This is a genomic window from Stenotrophomonas sp. VV52 (assembly GCF_002893095.1).
Classification (GTDB): Bacteria; Pseudomonadota; Gammaproteobacteria; order Xanthomonadales; family Xanthomonadaceae; genus Stenotrophomonas; species Stenotrophomonas aracearum.
Genome location: NZ_PKQQ01000002.1, coordinates 399,879 through 414,205, shown reverse-complemented (window position 1 = coordinate 414,205; position 14,327 = coordinate 399,879). Strand labels below are relative to the sequence as shown.

Annotated in this window: 11 protein-coding genes; 8 read left to right on the top strand and 3 right to left on the bottom strand. The window is 68.8% G+C overall.

Annotated features, from left to right (window positions below):
• Positions 1 to 18: 18 nt before the first annotated feature.
• On the bottom strand, positions 19 to 2,172 hold the full coding sequence (locus tag C2U58_RS07960; RefSeq protein WP_102945340.1) for a bifunctional (p)ppGpp synthetase/guanosine-3',5'-bis(diphosphate) 3'-pyrophosphohydrolase: 2,154 nt from the start codon (positions 2,170 to 2,172) through the stop codon (positions 19 to 21).
• 107 nt (positions 2,173 to 2,279) lie between these two features.
• On the opposite strand from C2U58_RS07960, the gene C2U58_RS07955 reads away from it, so the two are divergent.
• Positions 2,280 to 2,816, top strand: a complete 537-nt coding sequence (locus C2U58_RS07955; protein ID WP_102945339.1) for a hypothetical protein — start codon at positions 2,280 to 2,282, stop codon at positions 2,814 to 2,816.
• A 44-nt stretch (positions 2,817 to 2,860) separates the two neighbouring features.
• On the opposite strand, the gene hrpA is transcribed toward C2U58_RS07955, so the two are convergent.
• Complete coding sequence (gene hrpA, locus C2U58_RS07950) at positions 2,861 to 6,961, bottom strand: ATP-dependent RNA helicase HrpA (RefSeq protein WP_102945338.1); 4,101 nt, start codon at positions 6,959 to 6,961, stop codon at positions 2,861 to 2,863.
• Positions 6,962 to 7,050: 89 nt separating this feature from the next.
• Here hrpA and C2U58_RS07945 point away from each other — a divergent pair, with 89 nt between their 5' ends.
• From C2U58_RS07945 to C2U58_RS07920, 6 genes are all read left to right on the top strand, one after another.
• Positions 7,051 to 7,617: a Dps family protein gene (locus tag C2U58_RS07945; protein WP_102945337.1), complete on the top strand. Its 567-nt coding sequence runs from the start codon at positions 7,051 to 7,053 to the stop codon at positions 7,615 to 7,617.
• A gap of 151 nt (positions 7,618 to 7,768) precedes the next feature.
• On the top strand, positions 7,769 to 9,571 hold the full coding sequence (recQ, locus tag C2U58_RS07940; RefSeq protein WP_102945336.1) for a DNA helicase RecQ: 1,803 nt from the start codon (positions 7,769 to 7,771) through the stop codon (positions 9,569 to 9,571).
• A 92-nt stretch (positions 9,572 to 9,663) separates the two neighbouring features.
• Positions 9,664 to 10,047, top strand: coding sequence for a CopL family metal-binding regulatory protein (locus C2U58_RS07935; RefSeq protein WP_102945335.1), 384 nt, complete (start codon positions 9,664 to 9,666; stop codon positions 10,045 to 10,047).
• Positions 10,048 to 10,144: 97 nt separating this feature from the next.
• Positions 10,145 to 11,923, top strand: coding sequence for a copper resistance system multicopper oxidase (locus C2U58_RS07930; RefSeq protein WP_102945334.1), 1,779 nt, complete (start codon positions 10,145 to 10,147; stop codon positions 11,921 to 11,923).
• Positions 11,920 to 12,831: a copper resistance protein B gene (locus tag C2U58_RS07925; RefSeq protein WP_102945333.1), complete on the top strand. Its 912-nt coding sequence runs from the start codon at positions 11,920 to 11,922 to the stop codon at positions 12,829 to 12,831. The genes C2U58_RS07930 and C2U58_RS07925 overlap by 4 nt, the downstream gene beginning before the upstream one ends.
• Positions 12,832 to 12,918: 87 nt before the next feature.
• On the top strand, positions 12,919 to 13,431 hold the full coding sequence (locus C2U58_RS07920) for a GNAT family N-acetyltransferase (RefSeq protein WP_102945332.1): 513 nt from the start codon (positions 12,919 to 12,921) through the stop codon (positions 13,429 to 13,431).
• 30 nt (positions 13,432 to 13,461) lie between these two features.
• Here the strand turns inward: C2U58_RS07920 and C2U58_RS07915 are convergent, their stop codons facing one another.
• Positions 13,462 to 13,761 (bottom strand): zf-TFIIB domain-containing protein, encoded by a 300-nt coding sequence (locus tag C2U58_RS07915; RefSeq protein ID WP_102945331.1) that lies wholly within the window; start codon positions 13,759 to 13,761, stop codon positions 13,462 to 13,464.
• 162 nt (positions 13,762 to 13,923) lie between these two features.
• On the opposite strand from C2U58_RS07915, the gene C2U58_RS07910 reads away from it, so the two are divergent.
• Entirely contained in the window at positions 13,924 to 14,325 is a 402-nt protein-coding gene (locus tag C2U58_RS07910; protein ID WP_102945330.1) for a response regulator, read from the top strand.
• Positions 14,326 to 14,327: the final 2 nt, after the last annotated feature.

The window sequence follows — 14,327 nt, the reverse complement described above, 5'->3', positions numbered from 1 at the left end:
AGCGCGGGTCACGTGAGCTCAGCCCAGACGCCGTGCGTCGCTGACCCCTGGCAAGGCATCCAGCTTTCCGAGCAGGTTCGACAGCTGCCCGTAATCGCTCACCTTGAGCCGCAGGCGCAGGTGCGCGCGGCCGCTGTTGCGGACATTGTCGCTGTGGATGTCCAGCACGTACGCATCTTCCTGCGCGATCAGGTTGGTGATGTCCTTGAGCAGCCAGCGCCGGTCGACCGCGTCGACCACCACGTCGACCTCGTAACCGCCGCCGGCCTGGCCCCATTCCACCGGCAGGATGCGCTGCGGGCTGGTCGCCGACAGGCGTGCCAGCGCGGCGCAGTCGGTGCGGTGCACGGTCACGCCACGGGTGCGGGTGAGGTAACCGACGATGGGTTCGCCGGCCACCGGCTGGCAGCAGCGTGCCAGCTGCACCAGCAGGTTGCCCACGCCCTGCACGGTGAACTTGGACGTGCGCAGGCTGTCGCGGCGTGCGGTCGGCCGTGGCAGCACCGGCGCGGCCGGCTGGGTGGCGGCGCGTTCGGCCTCCAGCAGCGCGCGGCTGACCTGGTGCGGGCCGGTGTCGCCGAGTGCCACCTGGATGTACAGGTCGTCCACGCTGTCGGCGTGGAACTTGCGCGTGGCGATGGACAGGTCGGCCTGCTGCAGCCCGAGCCGCTTCAGTTCGCGGTCGAGCAGGTCGCGCCCGGCCTGCACGTTGCGCGCGCGGTCGAGCTTGTGGAACCAGCCACGCACCTTTTCGCGCGAACGGTTGCTGGCCAGGTAGCCGTTGGAGGCCAGCAGCCAGTCGCGGCGCGGGTCGGCCTCCTTGCCAGTGAGGATCTCGACCCGGTCGCCACTACGCAGCCGGTAGGTCAGCGGCACGATGCGGCCGTTGACCTTGGCGCCACGGCAGCGGTGCCCGACCATGGTGTGTACGTGGTAGGCGAAATCCAGCGGCGTGGCACCCTGCGGCAGGTCCATCACCTCGTCCTTCGGACTGAGCGCGTAGACCCGGTCTTCGGTCAGCTCGGCATCCAGTGCACCGGCCAGTTCACCGCTATTGCCTTCCTGCGACTGCTCCAGCAGCTGCCGCATCCAGGTGATCTTGCGGTCGAAGGCCTTCTCCGCGCCTTTGCTGCCTTCCTTGTAGCGCCAGTGCGCGGCCACGCCGAGCTCGGCCTGCGCGTGCATGTCGTGGCTGCGGATCTGTACTTCGATGGTGCGCCCTTCCGGGCCGACCACGGCGGTGTGCAGCGAACGGTAGTCGTTGGCCTTGGGCCGGGCGATGTAATCGTCGAACTCGCTGGGCACCGGCGCCCACAGCGAATGCACCACGCCCAGCGCGGCGTAGCAGGCCGCCACGTCCTTGACCATCACCCGCACCGCGCGGATGTCGTACAGCTGTTCGTAGGCCAGCCGCTTCTTCTGCATCTTCCGCCAGATGCTGTAGATGTGCTTTGGACGCCCACTGACCTCGGCCTCGATGCCCTGCGCGAGCAGCTCCCGCGACAGCACCTTCTTGACGTGCTCGACATAGCGCTCGCGCGCCAGCCGGGTTTCGTCGACTTCGCGCGCGATGCGGCGATAGGTCTCCGGCTCCAGGTGGCGGAACGCCAGGTCTTCCAGCTCCCACTTCAGCTGCCAGATGCCCAGCCGGTTGGCCAGCGGCGCATGGATGTCGCGGGTCAGCTGGGCCAGCGCGCGGCGCTCTTCCTCGGGCAGGCGGTCGGCCGCGCGCATCCGCGCCAGCTGCCGGGCCAGCAGGATCGGCACCACCCGCAGGTCGTGGATGATCGAGAGCAGCAGCCGGCGCAGGCCTTCGCTGTTGCGCCCGGCGTCGCGCCCGGCATGCAGTGCCCAGACCTGGTCGGCCGCATCCAGGCCGTCCAGCAGCCCGACCACCGCCGCCTTGTGGCTCCCCAGTGGCAACCCCTCCAGCCCGGCGCGCAGCCACGGCAGGTCAAACAGCAGCGCCGCCAGCAGCGCGCTGTCGTCGGCCGAGAGCAGGGCCAGTGCGTCCAGGGTGTCGGCCAGCACCGGCCACGCTGCGGCCTGGGTGTGGTCGGCGTCGTCAGCCTGCCAGCGCTGCAGCAGCGCGTCGCGCAGCATGGCGGGCAGCGCGGCGGCCGAGGGGCGGTTCAACAGGCCATCCAGGCCGGGGACGGAAGCGCGGTTCACAGCATCATGCAGGAAAGACAGAGAGCCCTACACTAGCGCTGCTATCGTTGGCGGACAATCACAAGCGTTGCCCGTACCTGTCACCGTTCAATTCCTGGAGAGCTGCCATGCGTTTTACCCGTCTGAGGTTGTTGGCCTGTGCGGCCGTCCTGCTCGGCCTTTCCGGGCACGCGCTCGCCCAGCGCGTGGTCGGCGGCGACCTGCAGCAGCAGATGTCGCCGGCGGAGTTCAAGGCGGCCGGCCTGGACAAGCTGAGTCCGACCGAACTGGCCGCGCTCAACGGCTGGCTGCAGGGCAAGGTTGCGGCGGTCACCGCCGACGTGCGTGAACAGGTCCGCGAGCAGGTGCGCGAAGAGGCCCGCGAGGAAGGCCGCCAGGAGGTGATCGTGAAGAACCGCGGGTTCTTCGACTTCGGCAGCAAGGAGCCGATCACCAGCACGCTGCAGGGCGATTTCCGCGGCTTCGGCAAGGGCTACCGCTTCGTGCTGGCCAATGGCCAGGAGTGGGAACAGACCGACACCACCCAGCGCGCCGGGTCGCGCAAGCCCACGCCGGCAGTGACCATTTCGCCCGGCATGGTGGGGGTGTGGTACATGCAGGTCGAAGGCGTCAACCTGCGCGCCAAGGTGCAGCGGGTGAAGTGAAACCTGCCACCCCGCGCCACGCCGGCGCGGGGTAGCTGTTGCCGTTACGCCTGGCGCAGCGCCGCCACGCGCTGGGCCAGTTTCTTGGCAGAGATGCCGGTTTTCGCGCCGAGCTCCTGGGCGAACAACGACACCCGCAGCTCTTCCAGGTCCCAGCGCAGCGCCTGCCACTGCGGGCGCTCGCGCAGGCCACGTGCCTGCGCCTCGTCCAGCGCGTCCAGGAACGGCCGCAGCTCCAGCATCCGCGCCTGGTCGCGCGGCGGATCGCGCTTGGCACGTTCGCTGCGCAGGATCATCGCGCGCAGGTAGCGCGGGTACTGGGCCAGCGCATCGGCCGGGGTGTCGCGCAGGAATCCGGGATGGACCAGCGCGGCGAGCTGCTGCTCCAGGTCGTCCAGGTTGCCACGCGCCCAGCCCATCAACGGCGCTTCCAGCAGTGGCTTGAGTTCGGCCACATGGGCCAGGATGTTCTCGGCCAGCTTCAACCGCGCCATCGCCTCGCCGAACAGTTCGCGGCCGGCGGCGTCGCGCCGTTTGGCGAACGCACCCGGATCGCGGAGCTCGCCCAGGCCCTCGGCCAGCACGGCATTCATCGCTGCATCGACCAGGTCGCCGCGCAGGCGTTCCTGCGATTCGATCGCCGCATACAGCAGCCCGGTCTTGGGCGGCACCGGCAGCTGCTTGCGCGCCTGCTTGGCCTTGTCAGCCAGCGCGATCTCCAGCAGGCGGCGCACGCCGCGTGGATGCTGTTCCAGCGCTTCATTGCGGTCGGCGAAGATCCGGAGCGAGGCGGTCTCGCCCGCATCCACCAGCGCCGGATAGGCCGGCACGCCGGCTTCGCCGGGCACCTGCAGCGGGATCGCGGCGGCCGGGAACTCGCGCAGCCCTTCGGCGGCGAGTGCGCGCCCGGCGCGCTGCGCGAACGCATCGCCGGCCTGCTCGCCGAAGCGCGCGCGCAGCGCGTCCAGGTCGCGGGAGGCGGCCAGCAGCTTGCCCTGCGCATCGTGCAGGCGCAGGTTCATGCGCAGGTGCGCGTCCAGCGCGGTTTCGTCGAAGTCCAGCGCACTCACCTGCGCGCCGGTCGCGCGCGACAGGAAGCGCGCCAGCTCACCACGCAGGTCGTCCGCAGTCGGCGCCGGGAACGCCTCGGCGAAGGCACGGCCGAAGTCCGGCGCCGGCACGTAGTTGCGCCGCATCGCCTTGGGCAGGCTGCGGATCAGCGCCGACGCCTTGTCGGCCACGAAGCCCGGCGCCAGCCACGACAGCCGTGCCGGGTCCAGCGCGTTGAGCAGGTGCAGCGGCACGTCCAGGCTGACGCCGTCATCCTCGCTACCCGGCTCGAAGCGGTAATGCAGCGCCAGCCGCGCGTCGCCCAGCGGCAGGTACTTCGGATACCGCTCGGCATCGCTGCCCTCGCCGGGCAGAAGATCGCCCAGCGACCAGGCCAGCGCGCGCCGTTTTTCCGGGGCCAGGCCCTTCCACCACGCATCCAGGCCGGTGGCCGAGTGGATCTCGGCCGGAATCCGGTCCAGGTACCAGCGGGCCTGCCAGTCTTCATCGGCGACGATACCGGCGCGGCGCAGCTTGGCCTCTTCCTCGCGCGCCTGTTCCAGCACCTTCAGGTTGTCGGCGATGACGCTGGCGCGGGTGTTGATCTCACCGCTCACCAGCGCCTGGCGCACGAAGATGTCGTGCGCTTCGCCCGGGGCGATGCGGCCGTAATGCACCGGCTTCTTCGGGGCGAGCACCAGCCCGAACAGGCTGATCTGTTCCGAGGCCAGCACCTGGCCCTGCGCGCGCGACCAGTGCGGGTCGAAATGCTTGCGCAGCAGCAGGTGCGGCAGTTCGGCAATGACCCAGTCCGGCTCGATCGCGGCGTTGGTCAGGCCCCACACCTTCTGCGTGTCCAGCAGGGTCGCGGCCAGCAGCCACGGCGGCGGGCGCTTGGCCATCACCGAGCCCGGGAACGGCAGGAAACGTCGCTGGCGCGGGGCCAGGAAATCGCCCTTGTCGCTGCGGTGGCCGACCTGGGTGGGCAGGCCGGCGATCAACGCGCGGTGCAGCGTCTGGTAAGCGTTGGCGCGCACGCGTTCGCTGAAACCGGAACGGGCATCTTCGGCCGGTGCTGGCGCAGCGGCGGGCGCAGCGACGGGCGGCGTTTCACTCTTGCCCTCACGAGCCAGCCGCGCGGCGCGGTGCTGCTGGCCGCGGGTGGCCTTGGCCTTGGCCGCGTCATCGCGTACCGGGGCCGGCGCCGACGAACCGGCCAGCAGCGGCGCCATCGCGCTGTCCACCGGCTCTTCGTTCCAGCCCAGCTCCTCGCACAGCACGCGCAGCTGGCGATGCAGCTCGCGCCATTCGCGCATGCGCAGGAAGCCGAGGAAATGGCGCTCGCACCAGCCGCGCAGCTTGGACTGGGTAAGGTCTTCGTGGGCCTTGCGATAGCCTTCCCACAGGCGCAGCACGCCGACGAATTCGGAGCGCCCGTCGGCGAACAGCGCATGCGCGTTGTCGGCGGCGGTGCGGGCCTCGGGCGGCCGCTCGCGCGGGTCCTGGATGCCCAGGAACGAGGCGATCACCAGCATCGGCCGCAGGCAGCCCTGCGCCTGCGCGGCCACCAGCATGCGCGCCAGCTTGACGTCCACCGGCAGCCGCGCCATCTGCCGCCCGATCGGGGTCAGCCGGCGCTCGGCATCCACCGCGCCCAGTTCGCCGAGCTGCTGCCAGCCGTCGGCGATGGCGCGCTCATCCGGCGCCTCCAGGAACGGGAAGTCCTCGATCCGGCCCAGGCCCAGCTGCAGCATGCGCAGGATCACCCCGGACAGGCTGGAGCGGCGGATTTCCGGATCGGTGAATTCGGCGCGCGACTGGAAGTCCGCTTCCGAGTACAGGCGGTAACAGATGCCTTCGGACACGCGCCCGCAGCGGCCCTTGCGCTGGTTGGCGCTGGCCTGCGAGATGTCCTCGATATGCAGGCGGTCCAGCTTCTGGCGCGGGCTGTAGCGCTTGACCCGGGCCAGGCCGGGGTCGATCACGTAGCGGATGCGCGGCACCGTGAGCGAGGTTTCGGCCACGTTGGTGGCCAGCACGATACGGCGCCTGCTGCCCGGGTTGAAGACTTCGTCCTGGTCCTTCACCGACAACCGCGCATACAGCGGCAGCACGTCGGTTTCGCGGTACTTGCGTCGCTCCAGCGCCTGGTGCGCGTCGCGGATCTCGCGTTCGCCCGGGAAGAACAGCAGGATGTCACCGCGCGGATCGCTGCGGGTGATCTCGTCCACCGCGGCCACCACCGCATCGTTGACCGTGCGTTCGCCGTCGCGGCCGCCGTCCGCATCACCGCCGCCCTCGCCTTCCAGCGGGCGGTAGCGCACTTCCACCGGGAAGGTGCGGCCTTCCACGCTGATCACCGGAGCATCGTCGAAATGCTGGGCGAAGCGCGAAGTGTCGATGGTCGCCGAGGTGACGATCAGCTTGAGGCCCGGGCGCTTGCGCAGCAGCTGCTTGAGGTAGCCCAGCAGGAAGTCGATGTTGAGGCTGCGTTCGTGCGCTTCGTCGACGATCAGCGTGTCGTACTGCGACAACCAGCGGTCGCTGCTGATTTCTGCCAGCAGGATGCCGTCGGTCATGAACTTGATGCGGGTGTCATCGCCGACCCGGTCGGTGAAGCGCACCTGGTAGCCGACGGTGGTACCCAGCTCGGAATGCAGTTCCTGCGCCACGCGCGTGGCTACCGCACGTGCGGCAATCCGTCGCGGCTGGGTGCAGCCGATCATGCCGGCCACGCCGCGCCCTGCGGCCAGGCACAGCTTGGGCAGCTGGGTGGTCTTGCCCGAGCCCGTTTCGCCGGCGATCACCACCACCTGGTGGTCGCGGATCAGCGCGGTGATGCGCTCGGCTTCACGCGCAATCGGCAGGCTGTCGTCCAGAGTGATCGATGGCAGGTTCTGCGCCCGCGCCTGGCGCCGCTGTACCGAGGCCTGCAGCGCCTGTTCGAAGGCCGCCGCAACGCCCGCATCGGCCGGCTTGGCGCGCAGGCGCGAGAGCAGGCCGAGCAGACGACCGCGGTCCCGGCTCATGGCCCCGTCAATGGCGGCCTGCTGCGAAGAGAAGGACGAAGCGGCAGGTTGTTTGATAGCTGTCATCAATCGAATCGTTTAATACGTATGAGTACTACTGAAGGTTAGTCTGATCTATTGTGAAGACCATCCACTCCACGAAGAGGAACTCCCCCATGGCGAAGACCAAGTCCCCGGCCAAGCCCAAGGCCACCAAACAGAAGCTGGCTGCCTCGGCCGCGTCCCTGCCGGCGGCGCCCTCGGCCCCGAACATCGATATCGGGATCAAGGTGGGCGATCGCAAGAAGATTGCCGACGGGCTGGCGGCCTTCCAGGCGGACGCGTTCACGCTCTACCTGAAGACCCACAATTTCCATTGGAACGTGACCGGCTCGATGTTCAACTCGCTGCATGTCATGTTCGAAACCCAGTACACCGAGCAGTGGGCGGCCCTGGACGACGTGGCCGAGCGCATCCGCGCCCTGGGCTTCAACGCCCCCGGCTCGTACCGCGAGTTCGCCGCCCTGACCTCGATCGCCGAGGAACCGGGCCTGACCAACAGCGCCGACTGGCGTGAAATGGTACGCCAGTTGGTGGTTGCCAACGAGGCCGTGTGCCGGACCGCCCGCAAGGTGCTGGACGTGGCCGACGACGCCGACGACGCCCCGACCGAAGACCTGATGACCCAGCGCCTGCAGACCCACGAGAAGTACGCCTGGATGTTGCGGTCCCTGCTGGCCTGATCGGCCCCCTGGTAGTGCCGGCCGCTGGCCGGCTCCACGCGGTGCCCGGCATCGCCTGGAGCCGGCCGGCGGCCGGCACTACGGGGTCCCCCGCACCGCCTCGCGGCGAATTCCTACGGGATCGGCGGCCTCGGCGCGCTAAACTAGCGCGATGTCTTCCCGCCCCGCGCACGAACTGCTGCACCGCATCTTTGGCTACGACGATTTCCGCGGTCCGCAGCAGGCGATCGTCGAGCATGTCGCGGCCGGTAACGACGCGCTTGTCCTGATGCCCACCGGCGGCGGCAAGTCGCTGTGCTACCAGGTCCCTTCCCTGCTGCGCGACGGCACCGGCATCGTCATTTCGCCGCTGATCGCGCTGATGCAGGACCAGGTCGAAGCCCTGCGCCAGCTCGGCGTGCGTGCCGAGTACCTGAATTCGACCCTGGACGCCGAAACCGCCGCTCGGGTCGAGCGCGAACTGGCCGCCGGGGAACTGGAACTGCTGTACGTCGCGCCCGAGCGGCTGCTGACCGGCCGCTTCCTGTCGCTGCTGGCGCGCAGCCGGATCGCCCTGTTCGCGATCGACGAAGCGCATTGCGTCTCGCAGTGGGGCCACGATTTCCGCCCCGAATACCGCCAGCTCACCGTGCTCCACGAGCGTTGGCCGGACGTGCCGCGCATCGCGCTGACCGCCACCGCCGACCCGCCGACCCAGCGTGAAATCGCCGAACGACTGGACCTGACCAACGCCCAGCACTTCGTCAGCTCGTTCGACCGTCCCAACATCCGCTACACCGTGGTCCAGAAGGACAACGCCAAGCGCCAGCTGCTGGACTTCCTGCGTGGGCACCGCGACGAAGCCGGCATCGTGTACTGCATGTCGCGGCGCAAGGTCGAGGAAACCGCTGAATTCCTCTGCAAAGAGGGCATGAACGCCCTGCCCTACCACGCAGGGCTGCCGGCCGAGGTGCGCGCCGCCAACCAGCGCCGCTTCCTGCGCGAGGACGGCATCGTCATGTGCGCGACCATCGCCTTCGGCATGGGCATCGACAAACCCGACGTGCGCTTCGTCGCGCACACCGACCTGCCCAAGTCGATGGAAGGCTACTACCAGGAAACCGGCCGCGCCGGCCGCGACGGTGAGCCGGCCGAGGCCTGGCTCTGCTACGGGCTGGGCGACGTGGTGCTGCTCAAGCAGATGATCGAGCAGTCCGAAGCCGGCGAAGAGCGCAAGGCGCTGGAGCGCTCCAAGCTCGACCACCTGCTGGGCTACTGCGAATCCATGCAGTGCCGGCGCCAGGTACTGCTGGCCGGGTTCGGTGAGACCTACCCACAGCCCTGCGGCAACTGCGACAACTGCCTGCAGCCACCGGACGCCTGGGATGCAAGCGTGGCCGCGCAGAAGGCACTGAGCTGCGTCTACCGCAGCGGCCAGCGCTTCGGCGTGGGCCACCTGATCGACATCCTGCGCGGCGGCGAGAACGACAAGATCCGCCAGTTCGGGCACACCGAACTGAGCACTTACGGCATCGGCAAGGACCTCGATTCGCGCACCTGGCGCAGCGTGTTCCGCCAGCTGGTCGCGGCCGGCCTGCTGGAAGTGGACAGCGACGCCTACGGCGGCCTGCGCCTCACCGACGGCAGCCGCCAGGTGCTGAAGGGACAGCGCAAGGTGATGATGCGCCGCGAAAGCCCCAAGACCCGCGAGCGCGAGCGCAGCGGCCAGCGCACCGGGCTGTCCGTGCTGCCGCAGGACCTGGCCCTGTTCAACGCATTGCGCGGACTGCGCGCCGAGCTGGCCCGCGAGCAGAACGTGCCGGCCTTCGTGATCTTCCACGACAGCACCCTGCGCAACATCGCCGAACAACGCCCCACCAGCATCGACGCGCTGGGACGGGTCGGCGGCATCGGCGGCACCAAGCTGTCCCGTTACGGCGAGCGGCTGGTAGAAATCGTCCGCGAAGAGGGCTGATGCCGCTGCGCCCTGCCAGACCCACGTCCAGACTTGAACCGGCCGTTCAGGCAGGGGTGCGCACGCACCGCGTTGCCGGTAAGGTGGCGCCCATGTCTGCCGGTGGCCTGCTCCTGCGCGTGGTCTTGATGCTCAGCCTGTTGCTCAACGGGCTGAACGCGGCCATGGCCGGGCCCATGGTGCTGGAAATGGCACAAGCGCCCGCAGCACCGCAGGCCGCCGCGCCGCCCTGCCATGGCGAAGGCCACGCAGCCGTGCCCACCGCCCCCACCGGGACAGACCACCACGGCCCGGAAGACAGCGAACACTGCAAGATCAAGGACTGCCTGCGCAACTGCGCCCAGCAGCCCAGCCTGACCGCGCAGATCGCGTGGCTTCCGATCCCACCGCCGTTGTTCCAGGCGCCGTTGCCGGTCGCGTCCGCCCGCCTGCCCAGCCTGCCGCTGGACCGGATCACCCGCCCTCCCATCGCCTGAGCGCGCGTTCACCACGAACGCCTGCGTAACGCGATGCCGTGCTGATGCACGCGCGTCCTGTCGGCACCTGTGCGTGCCCTTTGGATCCGGAGTTGCAATGTCCCACCCCTCTTTCCCCGGCGCGGGCGCCCCGCCGCTGCCGTCACGGCGCCTGTTCGTGCAGGGCCTGGCCGCTGGCGGCGTGGTCGCCGGCCTGGCCGGTGCCGCCCTGCCGTCGCGTGCGCTGGCCAATGCCGGCCCACGCGTGGCCACCGCCCCGCAGGTCCTCACCGGCGAGCAGTTCCAGCTCAGCATTGGTGAATCGCTGGCCAATTTCACCGGGCGCACCCGTCCGGCGATCACCGTCAACGGCAGCCTGCCGGCGCCGATCCTGCGCTGGCGCGAAGGCGACACCGTCAACGTGCGCGTGGCCAACACGCTGCAGGGCCACCCGACCTCGATCCACTGGCACGGCATCCTGCTGCCGGCCAACATGGACGGCGTGCCGGGCCTGAGCTTCAACGGCATCGCCCCGGGCGAGGCCTACCAGTACCGCTTCACGCTGAAGCAGTCCGGCACCTACTGGTATCACAGCCATTCCATGTTCCAGGAACAGGCCGGGCTGTACGGCGCCCTGATCATCGACCCGCTTCAGCCGGCGCCGTACCGGTACGACCGTGAACACGTGATCCTGCTCTCGGACTGGACCGACATGGACCCCGGCGCGCTGTTCCGGCGCATGAAGAAGCTGGCCGAGCACGACAACTACTACAAGCGCACCCTGCCCGACTTCCTGCGCGACGTGCGCCGCGACGGCTGGTCCGCCGCCGCCGCCGACCGTGGCATGTGGGGCCGGATGCGGATGACGCCGACCGACATCTCCGACATCAACGCGCACACCTACACCTACCTGCTCAACGGCACCACGCCGGCGGGCAACTGGACCGGGCTGTTCCGCAGCGGCGAAAAGGTCCTGCTGCGCTTCATCAACGGCGGCTCGATGACCTACTTCGACGTGCGCATTCCCGGCCTGAAGATGACCGTGGTCGCCGCCGACGGGCAGTACATCCACCCGGTCAGCATCGACGAATTCCGCATCGCACCGGCCGAGACCTTCGACGTGATCGTAGAACCGACCGGCCAGGATGCCTTCACCCTTTTCTGCCAGGACATGGGCCGCACCGGCTACGCCGCCGGCACCCTGGCCGTGCGCCACGGCCTGCAGGCGCCGATCCCCGCGCGCGACCCGCGCCCGCTGCTGACGATGAGCGACATGGGCCACGACATGGGCCACGACATGAAAGGCATGGAAGGCGGCTGCGGCGCGAACATGGGCCACGCCGGCCACGGCAGCGCGCAGGGTAGCAGCAAGGCGCCGCGCCACGCGCCCAGCGAGAACGGCAACCCCCTGGTCGACATGCAGAGCATGGCCACCGAGCCCAAGCTGGACGACCCCGGCATCGGGCTGCGCGACAACGGCCGCCAGGTGCTGACCTACGGCGCCATGCGCAGCCTTTTCGAGGATCCCGACGGTCGCGAACCGTCGCGCGAAGTGGAACTGCACCTCACCGGGCACATGGAAAAGTTCAGCTGGTCGTTCGACGGTATTCCCTTCGCCAGCGCCGAACCGCTGCGCCTGAACTACGGTGAGCGCATGCGCATCGTGCTGGTCAACGACACCATGATGCAGCACCCCATCCACCTGCACGGGGTGTGGAGCGACCTGGAGAATGCGCAGGGCGACTTCCACCTGCGCAAACACACCATCGACATGCCACCCGGCACCCGCCGCAGCTACCGCGTGCGCGCCGACGCACTCGGCCGCTGGGCCTACCACTGCCACCTGCTGTACCACATGGAAGCGGGCATGATGCGCGAAGTGAGGATTGAAGAATGAGCACGATTCGATTCCTCACCCCGCAGGTGCTGAGCGCTGCGCTGCTGGTTGCGCTGGCAGCGCCGGCATGGGCGCAAACGCACAACCATGGCGAAGCTGCATCGCAGGATACGCAGGCACCGGTCGATCATTCGACAATGGACCATTCAAAAATGGACCATGCCGCCATGGGTCACGCGGTTGCCCCCTCCACGCCGCGCGAACCCATTCCGGCCGTCACCGACGCCGATCGCGCCGCCGCGTTCCCGCCCATTGACCACGGCGCGATGGAACACGCACCGGAGATCCACAGCCTGCTGCTGGTCAACCGCCTGGAACACTGGGACGGCCAGCACGGCAGCGGCCAGGCATGGGAAGCCAGCGGCTGGGTCGGCGGCAACATCAACCGCCTGTGGCTGCGCAGCGAAGGCGAACGCAGCGGCGGTCGCACCGAATCGTCTGACCTGGAAGTGCTGTACGGGCGCAGTGTGTCGCCATGGTGGGACGTACTGGTAGGCGTGAAGCAGGATCTCCGTCCGGCCGAGTCCCGAACCTGGGCCGCACTCGGCATCCAGGGCCTGGCCCCGTACAAGTTCGAAACCTCCGCCACCGCCTACGCCGGCGACGGCGGCCAGCTGGCGGCCACCCTGGAGGTCGAATACGAACTGCTGCTCACCAACCGCCTGATCCTGCAGCCGCTGGTGGAAGCCACCCTCGCCGCCAAGGACGAACCGGAGCACGGCATAGGCACGGGCCTGAACAAGGTAGAGGCCGGCCTGCGCCTGCGCTACGAGTTCAGCCGCCGCTTCGCGCCGTACATCGGCATCACCCACGAACGCCTGTTCGGCGACACGGCGGACTACCACCAGGCCGCAGGCGAACACACCCGAGATACCCGCTGGGTAGCCGGCGTCCGCCTCTGGTTCTGAGGCAGAACGTCGGTAGAGACACGCCCTGCGTGGCTTCGCGGTGCCAGATCGGCGTAAGCTGCGGCACCGCGCTTCAATTCCACCTCCATGACGCCGCACATCCGCCGTGCAATCCCCGCTGACGCCGATCTGCTCTCCGCACTCGCCATCACCACCTACACCGAAACCTTCGGCGACTCCTACCCGCCGGAGGATCTCTCGGCGTTCCTGCACGCGCACTACTCCCCCGAACCGCAACGTCGGGAACTCGAAGACCCACGCAGCGCCGCATGGCTGCTGTTCGACGACGCCCACCCCATCGGCTACCTCGCCGCAGGCCCCAACACCCTTCCGCACGCAGACGCGCAGGAAGGCGACATCGAACTAAAACGGTTATACGTCCTGGCCAGCCATCAAAGCGGCGGCCACGGCGCCCGCTTGATGGAATCCTTCCTGGCATGGTTGGACCAGCCGCAGCGGCGCACCCTGTGGGTCGGCGTCTGGTCGGAAAACTACGGCGCGCAGCGCTTCTACGCACGCTATGGATGCCAGCAGGTAGGCACCTATGAATTCCCGGTGGGCGACAGCCGCGACCTGGAATTCATCCTGTGCCGGCCCTGAGCGGGACCGGCGCGGACACCGCCGCAGCGGTCAGAAATCGAACAGGTCCGACAGGAAGCTCTCTTTCTTCTTCTTGCGATACCCATGGCCATCGCCATGGTGCTGCTGGCCCAGGTGGCGGGTATCGCGATGCTGCACGTATTCCTGCTGCGGCGGCGGCGCGGCCGCACGAGCCGGCGCCGGTGCAGCGGCACCCACCGAGCGCTCGATGATCTTGTCCAGCTCACCGCGGTCCAGCCACACGCCCCGGCATTGCGGGCAGTAATCGATTTCGATGCCCTGGCGCTCGGACATCACCAGCGCTTGGGTCGTACAGACGGGGCATTGCATCGGTTTTGGCTCCATTCGGGGTCAGAAAGCGACTGTAACGTGGCCTACCTGACCGGTTGGCAACAACGCCACGAATGCGCAACACCATTTGCACGGCCCGCTCACCTTCGCCTCCCCATACTGCCGCGCCACTCCACCCGTCCTGCCAGGGAAATCCGCGTCATGCTGTTGTCCAAGCGCCATGTAGAACCGCGCGTGCTGTTGATCGAAGACACCGAAGACACCCGCGAACTGAGCCGCATGGCGCTGGAAAGCCAAGCCTGCGAAGTGGCCGCGGTCAGCACCGCCGAAGCCGCACTCGGCCTGCTCCAGGCCGGCGAGCGCTTCGACCTGGTGTTCACCGACGTTTGCCTGGGCGGCCTGAGCGGCATCGAGGCCGCCCACCGCATCCGCCAGCAGTTCCCCAGCCTGCCGGTGCTGGTCACCTCCGGCCTGCAGCCGGACCGGGTCACCCCGCAGCTGGCCCCGGGCATCCACTTCCTGCCCAAGCCGTACACCATGAGCGAACTGCTGGACGCCATCCGCGCCTGCTTCGGCGACCACGAGGTCGACCGCGCCGCCTGAGG